The organism is Microbacterium sp. LMX7-1.2, from assembly GCF_040675935.1.
GTDB lineage: Bacteria > Actinomycetota > Actinomycetes > Actinomycetales > Microbacteriaceae > Microbacterium.
The window spans coordinates 1,608,937-1,634,819 of record NZ_JBEGIL010000001.1 but is presented as its reverse complement, the minus strand read 5'-3'; the positions used below and the strand labels follow the sequence as shown (position 1 = coordinate 1,634,819).

The window sequence follows — 25,883 nt, the reverse complement described above, 5'->3', positions numbered from 1 at the left end:
CCGAGAGCAATACGCTCGAGGGCATGACGATCGGACCCACCACGCCGCCGCTGACGACGCGCGCCCGGGACGCCGCGGGTCGGGTCGTCATGATCGTCGTCGGGGCGCTCCTCGACGTCTGCGCCGTGGCGAATGTCCCCGGCGCGGCGGTGTTCTCGGCGACCGGATCTGCGACAGACGGACGAGTGTCGGTCACCGGACTCGGAACAGGCCTTGCCTTCCTCGCGATCCTCTGCTGGCTCACCGTTCTCTGGATCGATCGCGTGCCGATGCTCGCCACGATCGCCGGGGTCGCACTGGCGGTCCTCGGGGTCTCGTATGTGCTGCTGCTCGTCGGGGCTGTCGGGCTCGCGCGGCGCCATCCCGCGCGGCTGAGAGCAGTCGCCATCGTCGCGTCCTCCCTCGTCGCGCTGTTCGCCCTTCGAGAGATCTTCACACCCTGGGGATCCGCGCTCCCCTACTTCCTGGCCGCCGATCCCTCGGCACACGACGGTCCGGGATGGGTCGTCGCGTCGCTGGCGAGCGCCGTCCTGTCCCTCTCGGTCGCGGCAGCCGTGGTGTTCGTCGGGCGGGCGCGCGAGCGGGTGGATCGCAGCGAGAGACAGGCGGCGGCGGCCTCGGAGCGGGTCGAGTCGCTGCGGGAGGAGACCGTGCGGCAGGCTGAACGGGAGCGCATCGCTCGGGACATGCACGATGCGCTGGCGCACCGTCTGTCCGTCGTGTCCTTGCACGCGGGGGCGCTCGAATCAGCGGCGGGCGACGGCGCGGCCACGGACATCGCTCGAACGGTGCGTGAGCAGACGCACGCGGCGCTCCAGGACATGCGAGGTCTGATCGGCGATCTCCGCAGTACGCCGCTCGAGACGTCCCGCACGCCGGCGACGATGCGCGCCATCGGAGCTCTGCTCGCGAGCATCCGATCGGCCGGGCAACCGGTCTCGTCGATGGTGCTCATCGAATCGGTCGAGCGTGCGGGGGCGCTGTTGGACGGCGCCGTGTACCGGATCGTGCAGGAGGCGCTCACGAACGCTGTCAAACACGCCGGCGGCGCTCCGGTCGACGTGTTCGTTCGTGTGGCGCCCACGGACGGAGCGCGCATCCGGGTCGTCAATCCGATCGTCGCGGGAGCCCTCACGGTCGTGCCAGGTGGCGGGAACGGAGTGCTCGGGATCCGCGAGCGAGCGGCGGCGCTCGGCGGAGAGGCGTGGATCGGACCGCACGCGGGAGAGTTCGTGGTCGACGTATCGATGCCATGGCAGGAGGCCGGCTGATCGGCATCGCTATGCTCGGTGCGTGAGCCCGACCGACGACGCCCCCTCTGTGCGGGTCCTCGTCGTCGATGACGAGTCGCTCATCCGCAGCGGTTTCCGCTTTGTGCTCGGTGTCGATGCGGGGATCGAGATCGTCGGAGAGGCTGCGGACGGCGCCGCGGCGATCGATCTCGTGCGGCGTCATCGACCGGACGTCGTCCTCATGGACGTGCGGATGCCGGTCATGGACGGCGCTGACGCCACTGCGGCCATCGTGGCCGAATCCTCGGCGCGTGTGGTTGCGATGACCAGCATGGACGCAGAGGGGCAGCTGATGCGGATGCTGCTCGCTGGCGCGACGGGGTATCTGCTCAAGGATGAAGCGCCGGGTCGGATTCTCGAGGCGGTGCATCGCGCGGCCGCGGGAGACGTGGTGTTCTCCGCTCAGTCCACGGCCCAGCTCGTGCGCCGGGCCGTGGAAGGCGAAGGGGGCGCCGGTCGTCGCGCTGCCATCGACCGGGTATCCGTTCTGACCGACCGTGAGCGTGAGGTGGCCGTTCTCGTCGCATCCGGAGCGACCAACCAGGAGATCGGCGTGCGTCTGCACATCGCTCCCGGCACCGTGAAGACGCATCTCGAACAGGTCTATGTCAAGCTCGCGGTGCGCAACCGCGTGCAGGTCGGCGTGATCGTGGAGCGCGCCGGTCTCGGACCGGTCGAGGTCTGAACGCCTCCACGCAGCGTGTCAAGGCACTCCCGTGACTCCGCCCGCCTCGGCAACGCTCGAGAGAACGAGCGGAGGAATCATGTCCAAGGATCTGTCCACGGGTGACCGTGTGAGCTGGAACACCTCACAGGGACGCACCCGCGGGACCGTGCGGCAGAAGAAGACCGCGGACTTCGAGTTCGCGGGGCAGCACTTCACGGCATCCGCAGACGAGCCCGCCTACATCGTGAAGTCGGAGAAGAGCGGAGACGAGGCTGCGCACAAGGGGTCGGCATTGCGTCGACTGAAGAACTGAGGCGACTTGTCCTGATCCCGGAACGAGCGTATAGTCCACGTGGACTAATCGGGATGGAGCAGGGCTGTGAAGAAGCCGATCGACACGCTGACGCCCATGGGGGTCATGGTGCTCGCGCTGCTGCGCGAAGCCGACATGCATCCCTATGAGATGGTGCGGCTGCTGCGCGCTCGGCACGACGACCGCCTGCTCACGATCACGAACGGCACGCTCTACCACACCGTCGCACGCCTGCAGCGGAGCGGGCTGATCGACGAGATCGGCATCGACCGCGACGGCAACCGTCCCGAGCGCACGACGTACACGCTGACGGATGCCGGACGCGACACCGTCATCGCGTGGGTGCGTCGCGAGCTTCCCCGCGTCGACAGCGAGAAGGACTTCCGCATCGCGCTCGCCGAATCCCACAACCTCGAACGCGACGATGTGCGCGCGTTGCTCCAGGAGCGTCGCACGGCCCTCGTCGAGACCCACGACATGCACCGGCACGGCCTCGCCAAGGCCCGTGCCAAGGGCGTACCCGCCCAGGTGCTCGTCGAGATCGAACGCGAGGAGGTGCTGCTCGACGCCGAACTGCGCTGGCTCGATACGCTCCTCGCCCGTCTCGACGGCGGCGAGCTCCCCTGGGGTCCGTCCGCCTTCACCGATTCAGACCGCTACCTCGCTCAGCGAAAGGCTGCTCAGCAATGACCGATTCCCGCCAGGCCGCAGGCCCTCAGACCGGCCCGTTCGCCGCCGGCCACGCGCCCAAGAGCCCCTGGCCCGCCCTCTGGGCGCTCGTCATCGGCTTCTTCATGATCCTCGTCGACACGACGATCGTCTCGGTCGCCAACCCCGCGATCAAGGCCGCGCTCGACCCGAACACCAACAACCTCGACAACGTCGTGTGGGTCACGAGCGCTTACCTGCTCACCTACGCCGTGCCCCTGCTGATCACCGGACGACTCGGCGACCGCTTCGGGCCGAAGAACATCTACCTCATCGGTCTCGCGATCTTCACGCTCGCGTCGCTCTGGTGCGGTCTGTCGACCTCACTCGAGGGTCTGATCGCGGCGCGCGCCGTGCAGGGCCTCGGTGCCGCGTTCATGACGCCGCAGACCATGGCCGTCATCACCCGGACCTTCCCGCCGAACCGCCGTGGAGCGGCCATGGGGCTGTGGGGCGCCACAGCCGGCGTCGCGACCCTGGTCGGTCCGCTGCTCGGCGGCGTGCTCGTGGACGGCTTCGGCTGGGAGTGGATCTTCTTCGTCAACCTTCCCGTCGGCGTGATCGCCTTCGTCGCCGCGTGGATCCTCGTCCCGAAGCTCAAGACGCACCCGCACCGCTTCGACATCCTCGGCGTCGTGCTCAGCGCCGCCGCGATCTTCCTCGTCGTCTTCGGCCTGCAGGAGGGCGAGAAGTACGACTGGGGCGTGATCTGGGGTCCGATCTCGGTCTGGGGCCTGATCATCGCCGGCATCGTCGTGATGGGACTGTTCATCCTGCAGCAGTGGAAGACGAAGAGCGAGGCGCTCGTGCCGCTCGATCTCTTCCGCGACCGGAACTTCTCGGGCGCGAACATCGCGATCGCGACCGTGGGCTTCGCGGTGACGAGCATGTCGCTGCCGCTCATGTTCTTCCTGCAGATCGCGCGCGGTCTGACCCCGACGCAGGCGGCGCTGCTGATGATCCCGATGGCCGTGTTCTCGGGTGTCCTGGCCCCGGTCGCCGGCAAGATCCTCGACCGCACCGACCCTCGGTTCATCCTCATCCCCGGCTTGGTCATCTTCGCCTCGGCGCTGGTCTGGTACTCGTCGCTCGTGCGGATGGACACCGAGATCTGGATGTTCCTCTTCCCGTCGGCCCTGCTCGGCATCGGCAGCGCCGGCATGTGGGGGCCGCTCGCGACCACCGCGACCCGCCGTCTGCCGATGCGTCAAGCCGGAGCGGGCGCGGGCATCTACAACACCACCAGGACGATCGGCTCGGTGATCGGCTCCGCCGCGATCGCGACGTTCATGCAGGCGCGTCTCGAGGCGAACCTCCCGGGCATGGGCGATTCCGCGGGATCGATCAGCTCCGGCGGGACGCTCCCGGCGCCGGTGGCGGACGGATTCGCCGCGGCGATGTCGCAGGCGATCCTGCTGCCGGCGAGCGTTATCGTGATCGGTCTGATCGCGGCGCTCTTCCTCCGCGGTGCGCCGAAGGAGGAGGATGCCGGTGCCGCCGCCGCATCCGCTCCCGCCGCCCCGGCCGCCGACCCGGCTCCGACCGCCTGAGTCTGACGGCAGCGTCGCGATCCGACTGACCCTGCACAGCGCGTTCCGTCTCTGGATTCTCCACAGAGCTCGAGGATTCTCGCCTCTGGATGGGCGGCATGGTCCGAGGCTTCCTAGCTTCGGACTGTGCCGACGGTGATGCGCATCCAGGGGTACCGGTTCTTCTTCTACAGCAATGAGGGATCGGAGCCTCCGCATGTCCACGTGGAGCATTCCGGAATGACTGCCAAGTTCTGGCTTTCGCCCGTAGAATCGGCCGCGAAGTCGTCGTTCGATGCTCGGCGGATGCGGCTGCTGGCGTCGATCGTCACACGACACGAGTCCCCGATCCTGGAGGCATGGCATGAGCACTTCGGTCGATGACGCGCACGTCGTGGATCTCACGACGGACGACCTCCAGCTGCATGTGCGGATCGATGACGGGCGGACGCTCAGTGTGCCTCTGACGTGGTTTCCTCGCCTCGCAGCGGCATCCGCCGCCGAGAGGTCGGAGTGGACTCTGATCGGCGCCGGTGAGGGTATCCACTGGCCGAGACTCGACGAGGACATCTCGATCGCGGCGCTGCTCCGCGGGCGCTGACGGTTTCGGGCCGAGGTGCCATGCGTGATTGGATCGGGCGATGGCCATCACGCTCTTCCGCCCGACGCCCGCCCTGTTCGACTCCTGGGCCTCGGCCGTCGCGGAGTTCGGTGAGGGTCACATCGACGGATCGGGTCTGCAGGCACCGGTCACTCCCGACCGCGCGACTCTCGATGCGTTGATCGCGAAGTCCGAGCTGCTCGCCGACACCTCGGCGCCCGCCCCCGAGGGCGCTGTGCACAACGATCTCTATTGGATCGTCGACGAGGGCGAGGTCGTCGGCTTCGTGTCCTTCCGACACGAGCTCAACGACTTTCTCCGCGAGGCAGGCGGCCACATCGGCTACTCGGTGCGCGCGTCGCGTCGGCGCCAGGGAGTCGCCTCTGCGGGCCTCGCGCTCGCCCTAGATCGTGCCCGTGAGGTCGGTCTCGACCGCGTGCTCGTCACCTGCGATGACGACAACGTCGGCTCCTATCGGACGATCGAACGGGCCGGCGGAGTGCTGCAGGACGTGAGCGATCAGTCCGCGCGCGGGTACGCGATGCTGCGCCGGTACTGGATCGACCTCGCGGGGCCCGGAGCGCGCGCAAAGTAGGGTGGATGCTCGGCGGCAGTCCGTCCGCCGTATCCGATCCGAGGAGCATCCGTCGTGATCCCGAAATCCACCTCTGCGACCGCACGCCTGCGACGGCTCGGTCGCACCGTCGGCGCGATGGCGCTCACGGCGTTCGTCGCCGCGGGCGCCCTGCTCGGCGGCGCCACCGCCGCGACCGCCGACAGCACCGGCGAGACCTACGTCATCGGCACCGACACGACGTTCGCGCCGTTCGAATTCACCGACCCGAACGGCGACCTCGTCGGCATCGACATGGACCTGCTCCGCGCGATCGCGAAGGATCAGGGCTTCGACGTCGAGATCCGCCAGCTCGGGTTCGACGCCGCCGTGCAGGCGCTGCAGGCCAACCAGGTCGACGCGGTCATGGCAGGCATGTCGATCACGGACGAGCGCAAGCAGGTCTTCGACTTCAGCGACCCGTACTTCACGAGCGGAATCCAGCTCGGTGTGCTCGACTCCAGCGACATCGAGTCGCTCGACGACCTCGACGGCAAGACCGTCGCCGTCAAGACCGGCACCCAGGGCCAGACCTTCGCCGAGGACAACCAGGACGAGTACGGGTTCCGCGTCACGCCCTACTCCGACACGACCGACATGGTCGACGCGGTCAAGGCCGGTCAGGCCGTCGGCTACTTCGAGGACTTCCCGGTGCTCGCCTACGGCATCCAGCAGGGATCGGGCTTCCGTCTCGTGGGCGAGCCGGAGCTCGGCGGCGAGTACGGCTTCGCGGTCAACAAGGGGATGAACCCCGAGCTGATCGAGATGTTCAACGCCGGGCTCAAGAACCTGCAGGACTCGGGGGAGTACGACGAGATCGTCGACACGTACCTGTCGGCCGGCGACGGCGAGGGCGGATCCACGCAGGCCACCGACATCTTCTCCGTGGCCGTGAAGTACTGGCCGGCGCTCATGGAGGGCCTGTGGCTCACGATCCTCGCGACGCTCGTCGCGATCGTCGCCGCGTTCATCCTCGGCCTCGTGTTCGGCTTCGGACGCATCTCGCGCATCGCCCCGTTCCGCTGGATCGCCACCGCCTACGTGTTCGTGTTCCGCGGCACACCGATTCTCGTGCAAGCCTTCTTCGTGTTCTTCGCCATCCCGCAGCTGTTCCCCGGGCTGACGTTCAACCCGTTCGTCGCCGGTGCGATCACGCTGTCGCTCAACACCGGTGCGTACATGACCGAGATCATCCGCGGCGGCATCCAGGCCGTCGATCCCGGTCAGAACGAGGCCTCGCGCTCGCTCGGCCTGGGACACTGGAAGACGATGCGCAAGGTCGTGCTGCCGCAGGCGTTCCGCATCATGATCCCGTCGTTCGTGAACCAGGGCATCATCACCCTCAAGGACACGTCGCTGATCAGCGTCATCGGCCTCGCCGAGCTCACCTTCGTGTCGCGTCAGATCATCGCCTCGACGTACCTGTCGGCGCAGGTGCTGACGATCGTCGCCATCATCTACTTCGTCGTGATCACGCTGCTCACGCTGCTGGCCAACCGCCTGGAGAGGAAGTTCAACGCATGAGCAAGATCGAGGTCAAGGACCTGCACAAGTCGTTCGGCGACAACCAGGTGCTCAAGGGCATCGACCTCACGGTCGAGGACGGCGAGGTCATCGCGGTCATCGGGCCGTCGGGCTCGGGCAAGTCGACCCTGCTGCGCTGCCTGAACAAGCTCGAGGAGCCCACGTCGGGCCACGTCGTGATCGACGGCGTCGACCTCACCGACAAGAGCGTCAAGCTCGACGACGTGCGTCAGCGCATCGGGATGGTGTTCCAGCACTTCAACCTCTTCCCGCACATGACCGTGCTCGAGAACATCACGCTCGCGCCCGTCGAGACCGGCAAAATGTCGAAGGCCGAGGCGCGCGAGCGCGCGCTGGCGCTGCTCGACCGGGTGGGTCTCGCCGAGAAGGCCGATGCGAAGCCGGCATCCCTCTCGGGCGGTCAGAAGCAGCGTGTGGCGATCGCCCGCGCGCTCGCGATGGACCCTGAGATCATGCTGTTCGACGAGGCCACGAGCGCACTCGACCCTGAGATGGTCGGCGAGGTGCTGCAGGTCATCCGCGACCTCGCGTCCGGCGGCATGACGATGGTGCTCGTGACGCACGAGATGGGCTTCGCGAGGGAGGTCTCGGGTCGCACGGTGTTCATGGACGGCGGCGTCGTCGTCGAGTCCGCGCCGCCGGCCGAGCTCTTCGGGTCGCCCAAGAACGAGCGTCTGAAGGACTTCCTCTCGAAGGTGCTCTGAGCGTCCCGCGCGCCCGTCTCAAGACCGTCTGTTTCTGCCGTATGGCAGAAACAGACGGTCTGTTCGCGTCATACGGCAGAAATAGACGGGCGGGTCAGGGAGTCTCGACCGGGGAAGGATGCCGGCGGATCGTGGCGCTCACGACGGCGGCGACCGCGCACAGCCCCGCGGCCGCGAACCACGCGATCGTGTACTGGCCGGTGTGGTCGCGCACGATCCCGGCGAGCACCGAGGCGATCCCGGCGCCGACCTGGTGCGCGGCGAACACCCACCCGAAGACGAGCGGTCCGCGGTCGCCGAACACCTCGCGGCACAGGGCGATCGTCGGCGGCACCGTGGCCACCCAGTCGAGGCCGTAGATCACGATGAACACGACGATGCTCGGCTGCACCTCGGCCGACAGCAGGCTCGGCAGGAACAGCAGACTCACCCCGCGCAGGGCGTAGTAGGCGGCGAGCAGGATGCGAGGGTTCACGCGGTCGGTGAGCCAGCCCGAGAACACCGTGCCGGCGATGTCGAAGATCCCGACGACGGCGAGGAGCCCCGCGGCGGTGGTCGTCGGCATCCCGTGGTCGTGCGCGCTGGGGATGAAGTGCGTGCCGATCAGGCCGTTCGTCGTGGCGCCGCAGATCGCGAAGCCGATCGCCAGCGCCCAGAAGGTCTTCGTGCGGGCCGCGTCGCGCAGCGTCGTGAGGGCGAGGCGCGCAGCGCCCCAGGCGTTGCCGCGGGGTCGCGCCGGTGGCGGTGCGGTCGGGGCCGCCTCTCCGAAGCGCCCGACGCCGAGGTCGCTCGGTTGGTTGCGGAGGAAGATCCACACGAGCGGCACGACCGCGAGAGCGCCGCCGGCGATGATGAGGGATGCTCCGCGCCAGCCGATCTGCTCGGCGGATGTCGCGATCACGGGGAGGAAGATCAGCTGCCCGGTGGCGCTGCCGGCCGTGAGCACACCGGAGACCAGGCCTCGCCGCGTCGCGAACCACGTGTCGGTGATGGTCGCTGCGAAGACCAGCGCCATCGACCCCGTGCCGAGGCCGATCAGCACGCCCCACGTGAGGATGAGCTGCGCGGGTGTCGCGACGAACACGCTGAGCGCCGAGCCCGCGCCGATCACGAACAGCGCGGTCACTGTCACCGCGCGGATGCCGAAGCGCTGCATGAGCGCCGCGGCGAACGGGGCGGTGAGCCCGAACAGCAGCAGGTTGACGGTGACGGCGAGGGAGAGCTCGGCGGTGGTCCAGCCGAACTCGTCCTGCAGCGGGAGCATGAGAACACCCGGCGCGGCACGGAATCCGGCGGCGCCGATCAGGGCGATGAGCGCGACGAGCGCGACGATCCACGCCGGGTGCAGGCGGCGTGGTCGGGGTGTCGGAGTGCCGGTCGGCTCCTCGACGGTCTCGGCGGTCATTCGGAGGCTCCCGGCACCCGCGTCTCGCCGGAGACGAGCGCGAAGGGCTCGCCTCCCATGCTCCGCCGCGCCCACAGCGTGGAGTAGGTGTCGAGCGGGGCATCGCAGTGCGGGCACCAGTCGGCGGATGCGGCGGCCTCGCCGCATCGCGCGCAGGACACCGTGAGTCCCCAGGGTCCGTCGGGGTCGGTCGCGCGGGAGAAGCGCGCGAAGGCGTGCAGGACCGGAAGCGTCTCGCGCCCGGCATCCGTGAGGGCGTAGCCGCGCTCCTCGCTGCGAGCGATCAGGGCGGCGTCGGTCATGGCGGTGAGGCGTCGGGACAGCACGGAGTCGGCCGCGCCGGTGGCGTCGCGCAGCTCGTCGAAGCGCGTGCGGCCGGAGAACAGCTCGCGCAGGATCAGCAGGACCCAGGGATCGGCGAGGACGTCGGCGGAGCGGGCGATCGGACACGTGGCTGTCGACCAGTCGGAGCGGAGCGGCATCCACTCACTTTCTTGAAGAAAGTACGCGGTGTCAAGTACCGATGCTCTGCGCGACCCACCTGCCCCTCTGTTTCTGCCGAACGGCAGAAACAGAGGGTCCATTCGTGCCGAACGGCAGAAATAGACGGGCGGGAGGGCGGGCGGGCGGCGGACGGGCGGCCCGGGCAGGAGTGCGGACTACTCCGCGACGCGCGCGGCGATATCGCTGCGGTGGTGCGAGCCCTCGAGGCGGATACGGCCGATCGCCTCATACGCGCGGTCGCGCGCGGTGCGGAAGTCGGATGCCGTCGCCACGACGTTCAGCACGCGCCCTCCGGTCGCGACGAGCGATCCGCCGGGAGCGTCGGGGCTGGCGGTCGCGGCGTGCACGAGGCGCACACCCTCGACCCGGGCCGCCTCGGCCAGGCCCTCGATCGGCCGACCGGTCTGCGGCGCCTCGGGATAGCCCTCGCTCGCGAGGACGACCGTGATCGCGACGTCGTCGGAGAACTCCGGCTCGGGCTGGTCTTCGAGGGTGCCGGATGCCGCGGCGAGCAGCAGCTCCGACAGCGGCGTCACAAGACGGGGCAGCACGACCTGCGTCTCGGGGTCGCCGAAGCGGGCGTTGAACTCGATCACGCGCACGCCGGCGGGCGTGAGGATGAGCCCGGCGTAGAGCAGGCCGATGAACGGGGTGCCCTCGCCATCGAGCTGTCGGATCACGGGGAGGGCGACATCGCGCGTGACCTCCTCGACGAACGCCTGCTCGCTGCCGAACTGCTCGGCGAGCCAGGGGAGCGGGGAGTATGCGCCCATCCCGCCGGTGTTGGGACCCTCGTCGCCGTCGAGCGCGCGCTTGAAGTCCTGCGCGGGGCTCAGCGCGCGCACCGTGTCGCCGTCGCTGAGGAAGAAAAGCGAGACCTCCGGTCCCGAGAGGAACTCCTCGATCAGCACGGGGCCCGACGGGAGGTACTGCTCGGCGTGCGCGAGGGCCTCGGCACGATCCGAGGTCACGATGACGCCCTTGCCCGCGGCCAGGCCGTCGGCCTTCACGACGTGCGGGGCGCCGAGCTCGTCGAACGCGGCCTCGACCTCGGCGGTCGTCGTGGCGCGCACCGCGCGCCCGGTCGGCACGGAGGCTGCATCCATGATCCGCTTCGCGAACGACTTCGATCCCTCGAGCTGCGCGGCGGCCCTGCCCGGGCCGAACACCGGGATGCCGCGCTCACGCAGCACGTCCGCGACACCCGCGACGAGCGGGGCCTCGGGACCGACGACGACGAGATCGATCGCGTTGTCGTTCGCGAACGCCGTGATGGCGGCGCCGTCGAGCGGGTCGACCGAGACGGGCGTCGCGTCCTGCGCGATGCCCGCATTGCCCGGTGCCACGAAGACCTCGTGCTCCGTCTGCTCGGCCCGCAGGGCGAGGATGATCGCGTGCTCACGGGCACCGGAACCGAGGACGAGGATCTTCACGTGTCCAGCCTACCGAGGCGCGTCGCGACGTTTCGGCGGGGCGAGATCCACAACTCCGGAAGAACGCTGCGTGAGAGGCAGAAAGCAGCCTGTGGGGTCCGAGATGCCTCAGTCCCCGGAGTCGTGGCAGTCGGCCGGGGTGGGCCTCGACCGGGTGCGGGTCAGAGCTCGATCGGGCGCTCGACTCCGCGGTCCCACTCCTGCGTCCAGCCGGTCGCGTCGAACAGGGCGTCGAGCACCATGGCCGTGAAGCCCCACACGATCGTGCCGTCGACGTCGAACGCCGGCCCGCGCCAGGTGCGGCCCATGCGGTGGATCGTCGAGGTGAACCGGATGCTCGAATCGAGCAGCTGCGCCACCGGCACCCGGAACACCTCGACCGTCTCGGCGTGATCGACCGCGGCGACCCGTGACGGCGCACGCCACCACGCCAGCACCGGCGTCACGAGGTGGTTGCTCGCGGCCAGCGGGAGTTCGCCGAGCGTCGCGAGCACCTCGACCCCGGACGGATCCAGGCCGGTCTCCTCCTGCGCCTCGCGGAGCGCGGTGGCCGCGGCGTCGGCATCCTCGTCCTCGCGACGACCGCCCGGGAACGACACCTGACCGGGATGCGAGGACAGCGTGGCGGCCCGGCGCTGCAGCAGCACATCGAGATCGGCCGCGACGGTCAGCTCGTCCGTCTGCGCCGGGACGCTGTCGAGCCGACCGAACAGCACGAGCACGGACGCGGCGTGGGCGTCGCCGACGTTCGGCGGGAGGGCCGGGGCCCAGGCATCCGCGCGCTGCGCGGCCGCGAGCAGTTCGGCTCGTGCGCCGTGCAGTGTCTCGGGATTCTGGCTCATCGTGTCGAGCCTATGCCCGGGCCGCAGGATCCGGGCCGGGCGTACCCTGGATCGCATGCCCTCCCGCAGGATCGACATCATCGACGGCCGTGCCGCGCTCGACGCCGTCCGCGCCGCCGACGCTGCGAATGAGAAGCCGACACGCACCGACCTCGCGACCGCGGTGCGGTACCTGCTGCAGCTGCTCGATGAGAAGGCACCGGGCAACAGCGTCGAGGTGCGCGTGCCGCCGTTCGGCGCGGTGCAGGTGATCCAGGGTCCGCGGCACACGCGCGGCACGCCGCCGAACGTCGTCGAGATGGACGCCGTGACCTGGATCGCGGTCGCGACGGGAGCGCAGCACTGGACGGATGCCGCGGCCGCGGGCCGCATCCACGCCTCCGGCACCCGCGCCGACCTGGTCGACGTGCTGCCGCTGCGCCCCTGAGCTGGTCGGCGGCGAATGCAGAATGGACGGATGAGCTACGCCGTCGACGACTCCCGTGACCGCATCGACATCGACGCGGTGTGGTCGGCGCTCCGCGAGGTGTACTGGGGCAAGTGGCGCAGCCGCGAGGACATCGAGGCGCAGATCCGCGACGCGTGGCGGGTCATCGGCGTGTACGACGAGCACACCGGGGCACAGGTCGGCTTCGCGCGGGCGGTGTCGGACGGGTCGGGGTTCGCCTACCTCGCGGACGTGATCGTCGTGGATGCGCATCGGGGCCACGGTCTCGGCAAGCGGATCGTGCAGGCGATGATCGACGACGGTCCGGGCGCCCACTTCAGGTGGACACTCTTCACGAGCGATGCGCACGGGCTCTACGAGCAGTTCGGTTTCGCGGAGCCCGACCGCACCGCCCTGGTGCGTCCGGCGACGCCGCTCCCCGTGCATCCGACGCAGGCACCCTAACGCCTCGCGACGACCAGCGGCACGCCCGTGACGGGATGCGGGAAGACGTCGACGGCCTGGCCGTACACGGCCTCGATCCGCTTGGCGGTCAGGACCTCCGCGGGTGTGCCCGACGCGGCGATCCGACCGCGGTCGAGCAGCGTGACGCGGTCGGCGTGCGCGAGGGCCGCGTTCAGGTCGTGCAGCACGATCGCGACGGCGATCCCGGCATCCGCCTGCGCGCGGATCAGCCGCATGACGTCCTCGTGGTGCTTGAGGTCGAGGGCCGCGGTGGGTTCGTCGAGCAGCAGGATGCCGGTGCTCTGCGCGATCACGCGGGCCAGGGCGACACGGGCGCGCTCTCCTCCCGACAGCGAGGTCACCGGGCGCGAGCCGAGAGGGAGCACCTCGGTCGCGGCCATCGCCGCGGCGACGACCTCGTCGTCCTCCGCGGACGCCTCGGTGCGCGCCCACGGCGCCCGCCCCATGCGCACGACCTGCTCGGCGCTGAACGGGAACGAGACGGCGTTCTCCTGCAGCAGCACGGCGCGTGCGCGGGCGAGGTCGGCCGCGCGGATGCCGTCGAGCGGCGTCCCGTCGAGCGCGACCTCTCCGGAAGCCGGGACGACGTCGCCCGCCAGGACCCCGAACAGTGTGGACTTGCCCGCTCCGTTCGGGCCGACCAGGGCGTGGATCTCGCCGGCCCTGATCGCGATCGACGCGTCGTCGAGGATCACGCGGTCGCCGCCGAGGCGCATGGTGATCTCGGTCGCGCGGAGCCGCACGGCGGCGTCGACGACGGTCATGCCCAGCCCCCCGAGCGGCGGCGCGTGCGCACGAGCAGCCACAGGAAGAACGGCCCGCCGACCAGCGAGGTGATCATGCCGATCGGCAGGTCGGCGAGCGGCACGGCCGTGCGGGCGACGAGGTCGGCCAGCGCGATGAGCAGCGCACCGCCGAGCGCTGAGGAGATCATGAGCGGCAGGTGCGCCGGTCCGATCAGCATGCGCATGAGGTGCGGCACGACGAGCCCGGCGAAGCCGATGATGCCCGCGAACGCCACCGCGGCGCAGACGAGGATCGCGACCGTCACGATCACGACCATGCGCAGCGCCTCGACGCGGACTCCGAGGTGTCGTGCGGTGCGCTCGCCGAGGGCGAAGAGGTCGAGCTGAGGGGAGACGATCAGCGCCACGACCACGCCGACCGCGACGAGTGGGGCGACGAGCGCGGCGTGCGACCACAGCGCGCCGTTGAGGGATCCGAGCTGCCAGAACACGATCTGCTCACGCGTCGACGTCGTGCCGAGGAACGTGAGGAACGCCATGCCGGCGCCGGCGATCGCGTTGATCGCGATGCCGGTGAGCAGCAGCGTCACGACCTCGGTGCGCCCGCCCGACCGGCTGATGAAGTACACCGCGAGCACGGCGGCGAGTCCGCCGAGGAAGGCGAAGGCCGGGGTCGTCCACATGCCGAAGGATGCGAGGCCGAGGGTGATGCTCGCGGCCGCGCCGAGCGCCGCGCCGGAGGAGACGCCGACGACTCCGGCATCCGCCAGCGGGTTGCCGAAGATCGCCTGCATGAGCACGCCGGATACCGCGAGGGCCGCGCCGACGAGCAGGCCGAGGACGAGGCGCGGGAGGCGGAGGTTGTAGATGACGCCGTAGTCCGTCGTGGCGGCCGGGGCCCAGGCAGTGTCGATGCCGACGCCCTTGAGCAGCACGCCGATGAGGTCGGTGGGCGACAGCGTGTACTGGCCGCTCGTGATCGACAGGACGGCCGTCGCGACGAGCGCGGTGACCAGCCCGGCGACGACGAGGGTGAAGCGCAGCGCCCGATGGCCCGCGGGAGTGCGGGTGACGACCTCGCCGCTCACTTCGCGGGCTCGGCTGCGGCGGCCTCGGGCGCGTACAGGGCGCGGGCGATCGCGCCGATCACCTCGGCGGAGCGGGGCCCGAAGCTGAGGATCTCGCTGTCGGCCATGTCGATCACGCGACGGTTCGCGCCCGCGGGGGTCTCGGCGATCGCCGGGATGCGCTCGATCAGCCCGTCGATGCCGCCGACCGAGTCGAGCCCGTCGGTCATCATCACGAGCACATCGGGCTGTGCGGCGACGAGCGCCTCGGCGGTCATGGGCTTCATGCCCTCCCAGCCGATCTCGCCCGCGACGTCGACGCCGCCGACCGCGTCGATCAGGGAGTCGGCGCCGGAGTCCTCTCCGAAGATGTAGTACACGTTCGCGCTGCCGCGGACGTACAGGAACAGCATCCGCGCACGGTCCTCGACATCGGCGGGCACGACGGCGGCGATCTCCGCGAGCGACGCTTCGAGGTCGGCATCCAGTCGTTCGATGAGGGCCGCCCCGCGCGAGCGCACGCCCAGGGCCGTGGCGATCTCGGTGACCAGCTCGTCGGTCGTGGCGAGGCGGCGGTCGCTCGAGATCACGACGACCGCGATGCCGGCATCGCGCAGCTGCTGGCGCACCTCCTTGGGGCCGATCGTCGTGTCGGTGAGGATCACGGTGGGGGCGAGCTCGAGGATCGCCTCGGCGTTGAGCGTGTGGCCGGACTTCGTGACGACGGGCAGGTCCTCGGTGCCGACGAACTGCGTGGAGGAGTCGCGGCCGACGACCTGGTCGCCGAGTCCGAGCGCGAACACGGTCGATGCGATCGTGCCCGAGATGTCGATGGGCAGGATGCGGTCGACGTCCGTGACCTCGACCTCGCGGCCTTCGCTGTCGGTCAGCGTGACGGGCAGGTCGGGGGCGGTGTCGTCGCTCACGGGCTCGATCGCGTGGCTCGAGAGGCAGGCCGTGGAACCACCGGTCGCGGTGCGGACGTCGTCGACCAGGTCGAGCGAGGCGAGGGGGACGGATGCCTGGGGGCACGCGTCCGGAGTCGCGGCGTCCTGCGGCGCGGCGGTCGCGTCGGGGTCGGCGCACGCGGCGAGGCCGACGGCGAGAGCGGCAGCGAGCAGGAGGGCGAAGACTCGACGCATTAGGCAAGGCTAGCCTAAAACTTGACGTGGTCTTCCACGCCGCTCTAGTCTCAGGAATGGAGCTTACTTAGCTAAGCCTAACCAACAATCCCCTTTTGCCCGATCGCATTGCGGCACCGCGGGCGCGCGCCCGAACCGCGCGCCCGGGAGCCTGGAGAACCGTGAATCACACAGCTACAGCATCCTGGGGGAGCAGACGTCTGCGCGTCGCGCTCGCCGCCCTCCTCTCCTTCCTCCTGGTCGCCGCCGGAGCCGTGATCGTGCCTCCCGCGCACGCCGCATCCGGCTCGGTCGCAGCGACCGTGGCCTCCGCCGACGCCGCAGGCGTCTCGGTGCAGGTGCAGGCATCGGGGCTTCCCGAGGTCTCCAGCGCCTACGCCGCGCTCATCGTCAAGGGCACCGAGGCCGGACTCTCGGGCCCCGGCGGCGGCTACGCGGCCTTCGCGACGCCGTTCCCCGCGGTGAGCGCCGGTGCGAGTTCGTTCACGCTGACCGCCCCGGCCGACAACCTCGACCGCACCCAGGTGTACGAGGTCCTGATCTGGCAGCAGCACTCGGTGCCGAACGCCGACACGATCTACGCCCGCGGCGACGTCGCGATCTCCGGTGCGCAGTGGGATGCCGTCTTCCCGCCGTCCACGGACCTGGGTACGGATCCCGGCACCGACCCGGGCACGGACCCCGGAACCGATCCGGGTACCGACCCCGGCACCGATCCCGGCACGGACCCAGGCACCGACCCCGGCACGACGCCGGAGCCGACCGAGCCGTCGATCGCCGTCTTCCTCGCCGACGGCACCACGCCCGCCGGCACGACCGCGCTGAAGGCCGGCGACACGATCGTCGTGAAGGGCTCCGGCTACGACCCGACCGCGAACGTCGGCGGACGGGGAGTGCCGATCCCCGCGAACCTCCCGCAGGGCACGTACGTCGTGTTCGGCAACTTCGCCTCGGCCTGGCAGCCCTCGACGGGCGCCGCCTCCGCGACCCGTTCGGTCGGTGCGCAGCAGTGGGCGCTCGCCGAGTCCGTGCTCCTCCAGGTGCCGTCGCAGTACCAGTCGACGATCCGCTCGCAGTGGGTCGACATCGCTGCCGACGGCACCTTCACCGCGACCCTCACGCTCAAGGACACGGCCGCGACACCCGGTGCCTACGGCGTCTACACCTACGGCGCCGGCGGGGTGAGCAACGCGGCGCAGGAGCGCAGCGTCGCCCTGAACTACGCCGTCACCCCCAAGATCACGGCCGCGGCATCCCTGGCCCAGGGCTCGCCCGGCGTCACCACGAAGGTCACCGGCGCCGCGTTCGGCAGTGCCACCGGGGTGTATGCCGCGGTCATCGAGACCGGCACCGAGGCCGACGTCACCGCGAGTGGCGGCTTCGCGGCCATGCAGTACGTGCGCTCCGTCACGGGCGGCGCGTTCACGGTCGACCTCACCGCCAAGGCGGCCGACCTCGACCGCACGAAGACCTACGAGGTCATCGTGTGGCAGCAGCACACCATGCCGAACGCCCAGACGATGCTCGCCCGCACGCCCGTCGCGATCAGCGACACCATCTGGGACGTCGTCGACCCCGCACCGGCCATCACCGTGTTTCTCGCCGACGGCACCACCCCCGCAGGCGCCACCGCTCTGAAGGCGGGCGAAACGATCGTCGTGAAGGGCTCCGGTTACGACCCGACCGCGAACGTCGGCGGCCGCGGTGTGCCGATCCCGAACACGCTGCCGCAGGGCACGTACGTCGTGTTCGGCAACTTCGCGAACGCCTGGCAGCCGTCGACCGGCGCGGCATCGTCGACCCGCTCGGTCGGCGCGCAGAAGTGGGCGTTGGCCGAGTCGGTGCTCGATCAGGTGCCGTCGCAGTACCAGTCCACGATCCGCTCGCAGTGGGTCGACATCGCCGCTGACGGCACGTTCACCGCGACGCTGACGCTGAAGGATGCTCCCGCGACGCCCGGCGCCTACGGCGTGTACACCTACGGCGCCGGTGGCGTGACCAACGCGGCGCAGGAGCGCAGCGTCGTCCTGAACTACGGCAACGCCCCGGTCGTCTCCGCGACCGTGAAGACGGCGACCGCGGACGAGGGCCTCACCGTCACGGCCTCCGCGTCGAAGCTCGGCGACATCGCCGGCGCCTACGTCGCGCTGATCGAGACCGGCACCGAGGCCGATGTGACCGCGGGCGGCGGCTTCGCCGCCATGCAGTACGTGCGTCCGGTCACGGGCGGCGCGCTCACGGTCGACCTCACGGCGGCCGCGAAGCTGCTCGATCGCACGAAGACCTACGAGGTGATCGTGTGGCAGCAGCACACCATGCCCACCGCGAGCACCATCTACGGCCGCAGCGCGGTCACGGTCACGCCCGAGCAGTGGGAGAGGATCTTCGGCCCGACGACCACACCGCCCGTCACACCGCCCGTCACGCCTCCGACGACGCCCGGCGTCGTGGTGCCCGGTGGCTCGTTGCGCTGGGGCATCTCGACCTCGTTCACGACCTACGTCACGGGTCCGATCGCCAAGGGCGCGATCGAGGTCTCGGGCGGTGCGACACGCGCCGACGGACGGTTCCAGTTCGGGCAGACGGCCGGCGGCGACTACAGCACGGCCTCGGGTCTCGGCAGCGTGATCTACGGCGGCTCCGTGCGCTTCACGGGTCACGGCGGCGTGCTCGACGTCACGGTCTCCAACCCGCAGGTCACCGTGACCTCCGCGGGCGCGGCGACCCTGTCGGTCACGCACGGCGGCGCGCAGGTCGCGTTCGCGACGCTCGACCTCTCGCGGGCCGTCGTCACGTCGGCCAACGGGGCTGTCACGTACTCGGGCGCCCCGGCGACGCTCACGGCCGCCGGTCGTGACCGCGTGCTCGCGGGCTTCTCGACGACGCTCGACCCCGTGACGTTCACGATCGGATCCGTCGCCGCCGCCCCCGCGGGCACAACCGGAACGGTGGCCGCGGCCGCCGTGAAGGCGAAGACGACGATCCCTGCGACCCCGCCGGCGACCACCGGCATCCAGATCGACGAGACGAACCTCACCGCACTCCAGTCCGGGCAGTCGGCCAGCTTCTCGGCGTCCGGCTTCCAGGCGGGCGAGAAGGACATCAAGGTCGTCGTGTACTCGACGCCCGTGCTGCTCGACACCGTCACGGCGGATGCCGACGGCGTGGCGACCTGGACGGGCACGCTGCCCGCGAGCCTCGAGGACGGCGCGCACACGCTCACCCTGCAGGGCTCGGTGTCGCGCGGGCTCGAGTTCACGCTCACCCGCGCCACCACGGCGGCGCTCGGCCAGTGCACGGTCGAGGGAGCGACCCTGCAGTGGGGCTTCAAGGAGTCGTTCCGCACGTACATCGAGGGCATCGCCGCGGGCGGATGGACGCTCGACGGCGTCGAGTACCGCTACCCGGACTATGTGTGGGAGCGCGGCGTGGGCTCGTTCGACGACGAGACCCTCACCGGTCTGATGACGTTCGGCGGCAGCATCGCTTTCACCGGGCACGGGGGAGCACTGAACACGACGGTCGCGAACGCACGGGTCGAGCTCGCCGGCGACACCGGCTACGTCGTGCTCGACGTGCTCGGTACGACGCAGGACGGTCAGAGCATCGACCAGCAGAGTGTGCGGTTCGCGGAGTTCCCGCTCGCGGACGCCGCCGTCGTCGACGGGATGCTGTCGCTCGACGCGCTGCCGACGACGCTCACCGAGGCGGGTGCCGCAGCCTTCGGCACCTACGCCGCCGGTGAGGAGCTCGACCCGGTGACGGCGCGGATCCCCGTCGCGACCGCGTGCGGTGCGCCCGCCGAGGAGCAGGACGACGCGCCCGCCGAGGCCAGCGCGGCCACGACCGCGGTCACCGCGGTGGCCGATGTCGACGGCGCGCCGGTGTGGCCGTGGATCGTCGGCGGCCTCGTGGTCGTCGTGCTCGCCGCGGGTGGCGGTGTGCTCGTCGCACGCCGCAACCGGGCGAAGGCCGAGGGGGCCGAGGTCGCGACCGAGGTCTGACCCCGCAGGACGGCATCGCCCTCCCCGCAGCGGACGCGGGGCGGGCGGTGCTCTGCGTCCGGGGCATCCCCGCCGCAGACCCGGCAGCGGTGCACGGGCAACGGTGGGACAATGGAGTCATGTCCTCCCACGATTCCTCCCAGACGGTCGAGGCGACCGTCCGCCGCGTGCCGCGCTACGGCGTGTTCATGGGCATCGGCGTCGTGCTCGGCATCGTCGTCGCCGGCATCCTCACGCTCGTGGGCAGCTACGAGCCCTCCGACGCCGTGAACGTCGTGTACCCGCCCGGACAGGTGTTCGGCTTCCTGCTGCTGTGGACCGTGCCGATCGGCCTCGCGCTGGGCGGCGTCGTCGCCCTCGTGATCGAACGCGTCTCGCGTCGCCACGACCGCGTCGTGCGGGTCGAGCACGAGACGATCGTCGAGAGCGACTGACCCCGCCTACGCCAGCTCGGCGATGATGGGCCGGATGGCCGCGTCGAACGACACCACGTCGCGCCGCAGGCCGTCGGTCACGGCGACCGTGAGGGCGCCGATCCACCAGATGCCGCGCTGCGAGAACGGCAGCACCTGCACGTTGAGTTCGAACGAGTGCGCGCGGCGGCCGATGTCGCGCTCGAACTCTGCGATCGCACTCGCGTACGCACGGTAGGCCTCACCGTCGGTCGAGCCGGACCGGTGACCCATGGAGCTGCGGATGGACGCGACGTAGCGATCGTGCGCGACACGGGCGTAGTGCAGAGCGGATGCCGCGTGCGGGGCGATCGCGTCGGTGAGCTGCTCCGCGCCGGACGCCGGGAGTGCGACGAGGGTGTCGAAGCCGTCGACGAGCTCGAGCGGCACACCGGAGTGATGCGCGCGCGGCTCCACCGTCATGTCCCAGTAGTCACGCCACTGCGCCTCGAGCTCGGGCGTCGCGTCGGTCGCATCCGGTGCTCTGACGGGCAGGTCCCGCAGCGAGGGCAGGTCCTGCGGTGCACGGATGCCGAGCGACTGGCGCAGCGCGAGCGCCACCAGCACGGGGACGCTCGCGTCCTCGCGGATCAGCCACTGCGGCTTGTCGGCCATGGCCCCATCGTAGGAGATGCCGCGCGGGGATCGGAGGGCGCCGCGGGCGGTAGGCTGGACGCGTGGCTGCCTCCCCCACCAACCCCTATTCCGAAGCCGGCGTCGACACCGCTGCCGGCGATCTCGCGGTCGAGCTCATGAAGTCGTCCGTGCGTGCGACGCACGGACCCGAAGTGCTCGGCGGCGTCGGCGGATTCGCCGGCCTGTTCGACGCCAGCGCGCTGCGCGACTTCCGGCGTCCGCTGCTCGCGACCAGCACCGACGGCGTCGGCACGAAGGTCGCGATCGCGCAGGCGATCGACAAGCACGACACGATCGGCCAGGACCTGGTCGGCATGGTCGTCGACGACATCGTCGTAGTGGGCGCGAAGCCCTTGTTCATGACCGACTACATCGCGTGCGGCAAGGTCGTGCCCCAGCGCATCGCCGACATCGTGCGCGGCATCGCCGAGGCGTGCTCGGCGACCGGCACCGCGCTGGTCGGCGGCGAGACCGCCGAGCACCCCGGTCTGCTGGGACCCCGTGACTACGACGTCGCCGGCGCCGCGACCGGAGTGGTCGAGGCCGACGGCATCCTCGGTGCGGAGCGCGTGCAGGACGGCGACGCCGTGCTCGCGGTCGCCTCCAGCGGGCTCCACTCCAACGGATACTCCCTCGTGCGCCATATCGTCACGAACGCCGGCATCGGCTACGGCGACAACGCCGCCGACTTCGGCACCACGTGGGGCGAGGCGCTGCTCGAGCCCACGCGTCTGTACACGCTGCCGCTGCTGCGCCTGATCTCGGCGCTCGACGGCGGGGTCCACTCCCTGAGCCACGTCACGGGCGGCGGCATCGCCGCGAACCTCGCCCGCGTGCTTCCGCAGGGCAGCTGGGCCGAGGTCGACCGCAGCACGTGGTCGCCGAGCCCGGTCTTCCGTGTGCTCAGCGACATCGCGGGATCGACGCTCGAATCGGCCGAGGGCACCTGGAACCTCGGCATCGGATTCCTGGCGATCGTGTCGGCGGAGAAGAAGGATGCGGCGATCGCGGCGCTCGAGGCCGAGGGGATGCCGGCCTGGCAGGTCGCGACGGTCGGTTTCGGCCCGCGTCCCCAGGGCGAGTTCGAGCAGGGCGCCAAGGGCGTCGACGGTGGAGCGGTGCGCCTGGTGGGCGCATACGCGGATGGAGCGAAGTAACCACACATGTGCGGCATCGTCGGAATGGTCGGAACAGCCCCGGTCAATCAGGACATCTACGACGCTCTCCTCCTGCTGCAGCACCGCGGTCAGGATGCGACGGGCATCGCCACGGCAGAGGCCAACGGCGTCATGCACAACGCGAAGGCGCAGGGCATGGTGCGCGAGGCGTTCCGCACCCGCGACATGCGCGGACTGCTCGGCAACGTCGGCCTCGGCCACGTGCGCTACGCCACCAAGGGCACCGCGTCGAGCGAGGAGGAGATGCAGCCGTTCTACGTGAATGCGCCCTACGGCATCATCCTCATCCACAACGGCAACCTCACGAACACGCGTGAGCTCACCGCCGAGATGGCGAAGCGCGACCGCCGCCACCTGAACTCCTCGAGCGACACCGAGCTGCTGCTGAACGTGCTCGCCGGGGAGCTGCAGAACACCACCTCGACGGTCGACCTCGACCCCGAGCGCATCTTCGAGGCCGTCTCCCGCACGCACGAGCGCATCGAGGGCGCGTACGCCGTGATCGCCGTGATCGCCGGCTATGGCCTGCTCGCATTCCGCGATCCCTTCGGCATCCGTCCCCTGATCCTGGGACGTCGTCCCTCGACGGTGCCCGGCGCCGAGGGCAAGGACGAATGGGTCGTCGCGAGCGAGTCGCTCGTGCTCGAGAACGCCGACTACGACGTCGTCCGCGAGGTCGAGCCCGGCGAGGCGGTGTTCATCACGAACGACGGCGAGCTGCACACGAGGCAGTGCGCGGACGAGACGACGCTCGCCCCCTGCGCGTTCGAGTACGTCTACCTCGCGCGTCCCGACTCGGTCATGAACGGCATCTCGGTCTACGAGTCCCGTCTGCGCATGGGCGACCGCCTCGCCGACACGATCGCGAAGCACGTGCCGATGGACAAGATCGACGTCGTCATGCCGATCCCCGACTCCTCGCGGCCCGCCGCGATGGAGGTCGCACGCAAGCTCGGCATCGAGTATCGGGAGGGCTTCTACAAGAACCGCTACGTCGGCCGCACCTTCATCATGCCCGGGCAGGCCGTGCGCAAGAAGAGCGTCCGGCAGAAGCTCAACGCCATGTCGACGGAGTTCCAGGGCAAGAACGTGCTGCTCATCGACGACTCGATCGTGCGCGGCACGACGTCGAAGGAGATCATCCAGATGGCGCGGGATGCCGGTGCCACTTCTGTCACGTTCGCCTCGGCGGCGCCGCCGGTGCGGCATCCGCACGTGTACGGCATCAACATGCCCTCGCGTCAGGAACTGATCGCCCACGGGCGGACGATCCCCGAGATCGCCGAGGTGCTCGGCTGCGACCACCTCGTGTACCAGGAGGTCGACGACCTCAAGGCCGCGATCACCGAGGGTTCGGCGATCGAGGATCTCGACATGAGCTGCTTCGACGGCCGCTACGTCACGGGCACCGTCTCCGACGAGTACCTCGCGTGGGTGGAGGGGTCGCAGACCTCGTGACCGGCGGTGCGCAGCCGCTCTGGCGGGGGCGTGCCCTCGCCCTGATCGGCATCGTGCTGGTCGCCTTCTCGCTGCGATCCGCCGTGGCGTCGCTGTCGCCGGTGATCGATCACATCGCCGAGGACTTCCCGGTGACCCCGGTCGTCGCCGGACTCATCGGCGCCGCACCGCCCGTGTGCTTCGCCGTGTTCGGCCTCCTGACGCCGCTCGTCGAACGCCGCTTCGGTCTCGAGCGCATCGCGGTCGCCGCGATCGCTCTCATCGCCGCCGGGCTCCTCCTGCGCGGGTTCGCGGTGGACTCGACCTCGCTGCTCGCGGCGACCGTCGTGGTGTTCGCGGGCGTCGGCTCGGGCAACGTGCTGCTGCCGCCGCTCGTGAAGAAGTACTTCCCCGACCGCCTCGGCGTCATGATGACCGTGTACTCGACCATGATGGCGGTGTCGACGTTCGTGCCGCCGCTGATCGCGGTGCCGATCGCCGACTCCGCGGGGTGGCGCGTCTCGCTCGGCCTCTGGGGTGTGTTCGCGGCGATCGCGCTCGTGCCGTGGATCGTGATGCTCGCCACGAACCGCACTCAGGGGCCCGTGCTCACCCCGCCGATCGTGAAGCCGTCGATCGAGCAGCTCGAGAACCCCGATCCGGCGTCGGTGTCGACCGGGCCGATCGTGACCCGACCGGCGAACCCGCGGGTGTTCGGTCGGCTGTGGCGGCTGCCCATGGCGTGGGCGGTCGCCCTCGTGTTCGGCACCTCGTCGACGCTCGCGTACGTGTCGTTCGCCTGGCTGCCGGCCATCCTCATCGAGGTGGGTGATGTCTCGCCGGCCGACGCGGGACTCCTGCTCTCCCTGTTCGGGCTGATGGGGCTGCCGTGCTCGCTGATCGTGCCGCTGCTCATCGTGCGCTTCCACGCGACGCGGCCGGTGTTCTTCGTCGGAATCGTCGCCGGGCTCGCCGGGCTCGCCGGCCTGCTCTTCGCGCCGACGGTCGCGCTCCCGCTGTGGGTCGCGCTGTTCGGCCTCGGACCGATCCTGTTCCCGCTCAGCCTCGTGCTGCTCAGCATCCGGGCGCGGACGCCGGAGAGCGCGGTGGCGCTGAGCGGGTTCGCGCAGAGCATCGGCTACGCGGTCGCGGCCGTCTTCCCGCTGTTGGTGGGTCTGCTGCACGAGGTCACCGGGGGGTGGCAGCTGCCGCTGTGGCTGCTCGTCGGCATCCTCGTCGCGGCGATCCCCGCCGGATGGGTCGCGGGTCGCCGGCGCACGATCGAAGAGGACTGGGAGCGCCGGCACGGCCGGTGGTGACCCGGCCAGGGCTCAGTCCGCGCGCACCTCGTCGCCGACGCGGATGACTCCGCCCTGCCACTCCGCGCCTTCGTCCTGCGGTGAAGCCGGGAGCAGCAGGCGTCCCAGGGTCGGCTCGACCTGTTCGAAGCTGCGGGTGAGCGTGGTCAGCACCTTCGCGTCGCGCTCGCCGGTGTCGGGGTTCGCGTGCGTCGCGAGGCAGCGCACGATCGGTCCGGCGGTGCGGAACACGAGGTCGCCGATCGCGACCTCCCCGCTCCAGTCGAGTTCGGCCCAGGGCGCGACGCCGTCGATCGCGATGTTGGAGCGGAACCGTCGATCGTCGATGCCGAGTCCGAGCGCGTCCCCCAGTGCGTGGACGCTGCCGTGGCTGTGCACCGACACGTATCCCTGCGGACGATCCTGGAACCTCGACGTGAGTCCGTCGCCGACCAGCACGAGCGGCATGCGCCCGGGTCGACGGAGCCGGCGACCTTCCGGGGTCGCGAGGACGTAGTCGGCGACTGCCTCGCTCAGCGCCGTGCGGCCGAGCTCGTCGAGTCCGGCCTCCACGAGCATCCTGCCGTCGTGCTCGATCCGCAGCCGTCGATCGACGTCGTCGTAGCGCAGGCGCAGCGCGGCCAGCGCCGGGAAGTCCTGCAGCGATAGCCCCTGAGACTTCGGCCAGTAGTCGAGACCGTCGCGGTCCTCGGGTGCAGCGGCGTCCGCGAAGCGGAAGGCGAGCACCCGATCGCCGGCCACGCGCCCGTCGGCCTGCACGGTGAGCGCATCCACGCGCTCGGGGGTGAAGCCCTTCACTGGGTGACGGTAGAGCGCGACGACGTGAGCCATCC

The 25,883-nt window shown here is 70.4% G+C and carries 26 protein-coding genes; 17 read left to right on the top strand and 9 right to left on the bottom strand.

The features are described 5' to 3' along the window. Positions 1-23 precede the first annotated feature (23 nt). From MRBLMX7_RS07875 to MRBLMX7_RS07830, 10 genes are all read left to right on the top strand, one after another. Complete coding sequence (locus MRBLMX7_RS07875) at positions 24-1,271, top strand: sensor histidine kinase (protein ID WP_363367308.1); 1,248 nt, start codon at positions 24-26, stop codon at positions 1,269-1,271. A 22-nt stretch (positions 1,272-1,293) separates the two neighbouring features. Then, positions 1,294-1,977 (top strand): response regulator transcription factor, encoded by a 684-nt coding sequence (locus tag MRBLMX7_RS07870; protein WP_363367306.1) that lies wholly within the window; start codon positions 1,294-1,296, stop codon positions 1,975-1,977. Between the two features lie 79 nt (positions 1,978-2,056). Beyond that, positions 2,057-2,272 (top strand): DUF2945 domain-containing protein, encoded by a 216-nt coding sequence (locus tag MRBLMX7_RS07865; protein WP_363367304.1) that lies wholly within the window; start codon positions 2,057-2,059, stop codon positions 2,270-2,272. Between the two features lie 66 nt (positions 2,273-2,338). Beyond that, a complete protein-coding gene (locus MRBLMX7_RS07860) occupies positions 2,339-2,962 on the top strand; it encodes a PadR family transcriptional regulator (protein WP_363367302.1) in 624 nt (207 codons plus the stop codon). Then, positions 2,959-4,530, top strand: a complete 1,572-nt coding sequence (locus MRBLMX7_RS07855; RefSeq protein ID WP_363367300.1) for an MFS transporter — start codon at positions 2,959-2,961, stop codon at positions 4,528-4,530. The genes MRBLMX7_RS07860 and MRBLMX7_RS07855 overlap by 4 nt, the downstream gene beginning before the upstream one ends. 138 nt (positions 4,531-4,668) lie before the next feature. Beyond that, entirely contained in the window at positions 4,669-4,893 is a 225-nt protein-coding gene (locus tag MRBLMX7_RS07850) for a DUF4160 domain-containing protein (protein WP_363370861.1), read from the top strand. Next, positions 4,874-5,110 carry a DUF2442 domain-containing protein gene (locus tag MRBLMX7_RS07845; RefSeq protein WP_363367298.1) on the top strand — a complete coding sequence of 79 codons (237 nt, stop codon included), beginning with the start codon at positions 4,874-4,876 and terminating at the stop codon, positions 5,108-5,110. The genes MRBLMX7_RS07850 and MRBLMX7_RS07845 overlap by 20 nt, the downstream gene beginning before the upstream one ends. A gap of 40 nt (positions 5,111-5,150) precedes the next feature. Next, complete coding sequence (locus tag MRBLMX7_RS07840; RefSeq protein ID WP_363367296.1) at positions 5,151-5,705, top strand: GNAT family N-acetyltransferase; 555 nt, start codon at positions 5,151-5,153, stop codon at positions 5,703-5,705. Positions 5,706-5,822: 117 nt separating this feature from the next. Beyond that, positions 5,823-7,247, top strand: coding sequence for an amino acid ABC transporter substrate-binding protein/permease (locus tag MRBLMX7_RS07835; protein WP_414685140.1), 1,425 nt, complete (start codon positions 5,823-5,825; stop codon positions 7,245-7,247). Beyond that, positions 7,244-7,972, top strand: coding sequence for an amino acid ABC transporter ATP-binding protein (locus MRBLMX7_RS07830; protein WP_363367293.1), 729 nt, complete (start codon positions 7,244-7,246; stop codon positions 7,970-7,972). The genes MRBLMX7_RS07835 and MRBLMX7_RS07830 overlap by 4 nt, the downstream gene beginning before the upstream one ends. A gap of 94 nt (positions 7,973-8,066) precedes the next feature. Here MRBLMX7_RS07830 and MRBLMX7_RS07825 read toward each other — a convergent pair whose 3' ends face one another. The 4 genes from MRBLMX7_RS07825 to MRBLMX7_RS07810 form a co-directional block, all read right to left on the bottom strand. Then, on the bottom strand, positions 8,067-9,377 hold the full coding sequence (locus tag MRBLMX7_RS07825) for an MFS transporter (protein ID WP_363367290.1): 1,311 nt from the start codon (positions 9,375-9,377) through the stop codon (positions 8,067-8,069). Further along, positions 9,374-9,859 carry a winged helix-turn-helix transcriptional regulator gene (locus tag MRBLMX7_RS07820; RefSeq protein WP_363367288.1) on the bottom strand — a complete coding sequence of 162 codons (486 nt, stop codon included), beginning with the start codon at positions 9,857-9,859 and terminating at the stop codon, positions 9,374-9,376. The genes MRBLMX7_RS07825 and MRBLMX7_RS07820 overlap by 4 nt, the downstream gene beginning before the upstream one ends. 177 nt (positions 9,860-10,036) lie before the next feature. Further along, positions 10,037-11,314 carry a phosphoribosylamine--glycine ligase gene (purD, locus tag MRBLMX7_RS07815; protein ID WP_363367286.1) on the bottom strand — a complete coding sequence of 426 codons (1,278 nt, stop codon included), beginning with the start codon at positions 11,312-11,314 and terminating at the stop codon, positions 10,037-10,039. Positions 11,315-11,475: 161 nt separating this feature from the next. Beyond that, positions 11,476-12,156 (bottom strand): NUDIX hydrolase, encoded by a 681-nt coding sequence (locus MRBLMX7_RS07810; RefSeq protein WP_363367284.1) that lies wholly within the window; start codon positions 12,154-12,156, stop codon positions 11,476-11,478. Positions 12,157-12,211: 55 nt separating this feature from the next. On the opposite strand from MRBLMX7_RS07810, the gene MRBLMX7_RS07805 reads away from it, so the two are divergent. Further along, entirely contained in the window at positions 12,212-12,583 is a 372-nt protein-coding gene (locus tag MRBLMX7_RS07805; protein ID WP_363367282.1) for a sterol carrier family protein, read from the top strand. Positions 12,584-12,613: 30 nt separating this feature from the next. After that, positions 12,614-13,048 (top strand): GNAT family N-acetyltransferase, encoded by a 435-nt coding sequence (locus MRBLMX7_RS07800; RefSeq protein WP_363367280.1) that lies wholly within the window; start codon positions 12,614-12,616, stop codon positions 13,046-13,048. On the opposite strand, the gene MRBLMX7_RS07795 is transcribed toward MRBLMX7_RS07800, so the two are convergent. Genes MRBLMX7_RS07795 through MRBLMX7_RS07785 form a run of 3 tightly spaced genes read right to left on the bottom strand, consistent with a single transcriptional unit; the run spans position 13,045 to position 16,024 of the window. Then, the gene (locus MRBLMX7_RS07795) at positions 13,045-13,833 is read right to left on the bottom strand and encodes a heme ABC transporter ATP-binding protein (protein ID WP_363367278.1); all 789 of its coding nucleotides are present in this window, start codon (positions 13,831-13,833) and stop codon (positions 13,045-13,047) included. The genes MRBLMX7_RS07800 and MRBLMX7_RS07795 overlap by 4 nt on opposite strands. Further along, positions 13,830-14,903, bottom strand: a complete 1,074-nt coding sequence (locus tag MRBLMX7_RS07790; protein ID WP_363367276.1) for a FecCD family ABC transporter permease — start codon at positions 14,901-14,903, stop codon at positions 13,830-13,832. Before MRBLMX7_RS07790 ends, MRBLMX7_RS07795 begins: the two co-directional genes overlap by 4 nt. Further along, positions 14,900-16,024, bottom strand: a complete 1,125-nt coding sequence (locus tag MRBLMX7_RS07785; protein ID WP_363367274.1) for a heme/hemin ABC transporter substrate-binding protein — start codon at positions 16,022-16,024, stop codon at positions 14,900-14,902. The genes MRBLMX7_RS07790 and MRBLMX7_RS07785 overlap by 4 nt, the downstream gene beginning before the upstream one ends. A gap of 161 nt (positions 16,025-16,185) precedes the next feature. Between MRBLMX7_RS07785 and MRBLMX7_RS07780 the strand changes: the two genes are divergently transcribed. Then, positions 16,186-20,028 carry an HtaA domain-containing protein gene (locus tag MRBLMX7_RS07780; RefSeq protein ID WP_363367272.1) on the top strand — a complete coding sequence of 1,281 codons (3,843 nt, stop codon included), beginning with the start codon at positions 16,186-16,188 and terminating at the stop codon, positions 20,026-20,028. A 119-nt stretch (positions 20,029-20,147) separates the two neighbouring features. Further along, positions 20,148-20,462, top strand: a complete 315-nt coding sequence (locus MRBLMX7_RS07775; protein ID WP_050723247.1) for a hypothetical protein — start codon at positions 20,148-20,150, stop codon at positions 20,460-20,462. A gap of 6 nt (positions 20,463-20,468) precedes the next feature. Here the strand turns inward: MRBLMX7_RS07775 and MRBLMX7_RS07770 are convergent, their stop codons facing one another. Beyond that, entirely contained in the window at positions 20,469-21,095 is a 627-nt protein-coding gene (locus tag MRBLMX7_RS07770) for a zinc-binding alcohol dehydrogenase (RefSeq protein WP_363367269.1), read from the bottom strand. A gap of 62 nt (positions 21,096-21,157) precedes the next feature. Here MRBLMX7_RS07770 and purM point away from each other — a divergent pair, with 62 nt between their 5' ends. The 3 genes from purM to MRBLMX7_RS07755 are packed head-to-tail and all read left to right on the top strand — an operon-like array spanning position 21,158 to position 25,050. After that, entirely contained in the window at positions 21,158-22,273 is a 1,116-nt protein-coding gene (purM, locus tag MRBLMX7_RS07765) for a phosphoribosylformylglycinamidine cyclo-ligase (RefSeq protein WP_363367267.1), read from the top strand. 6 nt (positions 22,274-22,279) lie between these two features. Beyond that, entirely contained in the window at positions 22,280-23,752 is a 1,473-nt protein-coding gene (gene purF / locus MRBLMX7_RS07760) for an amidophosphoribosyltransferase (RefSeq protein WP_363367264.1), read from the top strand. Then, positions 23,725-25,050, top strand: coding sequence for a CynX/NimT family MFS transporter (locus tag MRBLMX7_RS07755; RefSeq protein WP_363367262.1), 1,326 nt, complete (start codon positions 23,725-23,727; stop codon positions 25,048-25,050). Before purF ends, MRBLMX7_RS07755 begins: the two co-directional genes overlap by 28 nt. A 12-nt stretch (positions 25,051-25,062) precedes the next feature. Here the strand turns inward: MRBLMX7_RS07755 and MRBLMX7_RS07750 are convergent, their stop codons facing one another. Beyond that, complete coding sequence (locus tag MRBLMX7_RS07750; RefSeq protein ID WP_363367260.1) at positions 25,063-25,881, bottom strand: MOSC domain-containing protein; 819 nt, start codon at positions 25,879-25,881, stop codon at positions 25,063-25,065. Between the last annotated feature and the right edge of the window lie 2 nt (positions 25,882-25,883).

Coding starts and splice junctions, on each gene's coding strand:
- MRBLMX7_RS07875 (WP_363367308.1), top strand. CDS start 24: ATGACGATCGGACCCACCACGCCGCCGCTGACGACGCGCGCCCGGGAC.
- MRBLMX7_RS07865 (WP_363367304.1), top strand. CDS start 2,057: ATGTCCAAGGATCTGTCCACGGGTGACCGTGTGAGCTGGAACACCTCA.
- MRBLMX7_RS07855 (WP_363367300.1), top strand. CDS start 2,959: ATGACCGATTCCCGCCAGGCCGCAGGCCCTCAGACCGGCCCGTTCGCC.
- MRBLMX7_RS07850 (WP_363370861.1), top strand. CDS start 4,669: ATGCGCATCCAGGGGTACCGGTTCTTCTTCTACAGCAATGAGGGATCG.
- MRBLMX7_RS07845 (WP_363367298.1), top strand. CDS start 4,874: ATGAGCACTTCGGTCGATGACGCGCACGTCGTGGATCTCACGACGGAC.
- MRBLMX7_RS07840 (WP_363367296.1), top strand. CDS start 5,151: ATGGCCATCACGCTCTTCCGCCCGACGCCCGCCCTGTTCGACTCCTGG.
- MRBLMX7_RS07835 (WP_414685140.1), top strand. CDS start 5,823: ATGGCGCTCACGGCGTTCGTCGCCGCGGGCGCCCTGCTCGGCGGCGCC.
- MRBLMX7_RS07830 (WP_363367293.1), top strand. CDS start 7,244: ATGAGCAAGATCGAGGTCAAGGACCTGCACAAGTCGTTCGGCGACAAC.
- MRBLMX7_RS07825 (WP_363367290.1), bottom strand. CDS start 9,377: ATGACCGCCGAGACCGTCGAGGAGCCGACCGGCACTCCGACACCCCGA.
- MRBLMX7_RS07820 (WP_363367288.1), bottom strand. CDS start 9,859: ATGCCGCTCCGCTCCGACTGGTCGACAGCCACGTGTCCGATCGCCCGC.
- MRBLMX7_RS07810 (WP_363367284.1), bottom strand. CDS start 12,156: ATGAGCCAGAATCCCGAGACACTGCACGGCGCACGAGCCGAACTGCTC.
- MRBLMX7_RS07805 (WP_363367282.1), top strand. CDS start 12,212: ATGCCCTCCCGCAGGATCGACATCATCGACGGCCGTGCCGCGCTCGAC.
- MRBLMX7_RS07800 (WP_363367280.1), top strand. CDS start 12,614: ATGAGCTACGCCGTCGACGACTCCCGTGACCGCATCGACATCGACGCG.
- MRBLMX7_RS07795 (WP_363367278.1), bottom strand. CDS start 13,833: ATGACCGTCGTCGACGCCGCCGTGCGGCTCCGCGCGACCGAGATCACC.
- MRBLMX7_RS07785 (WP_363367274.1), bottom strand. CDS start 16,024: ATGCGTCGAGTCTTCGCCCTCCTGCTCGCTGCCGCTCTCGCCGTCGGC.
- MRBLMX7_RS07775 (WP_050723247.1), top strand. CDS start 20,148: ATGTCCTCCCACGATTCCTCCCAGACGGTCGAGGCGACCGTCCGCCGC.
- MRBLMX7_RS07770 (WP_363367269.1), bottom strand. CDS start 21,095: ATGGCCGACAAGCCGCAGTGGCTGATCCGCGAGGACGCGAGCGTCCCC.
- purF (WP_363367264.1), top strand. CDS start 22,280: ATGTGCGGCATCGTCGGAATGGTCGGAACAGCCCCGGTCAATCAGGAC.
- MRBLMX7_RS07750 (WP_363367260.1), bottom strand. CDS start 25,881: ATGGCTCACGTCGTCGCGCTCTACCGTCACCCAGTGAAGGGCTTCACC.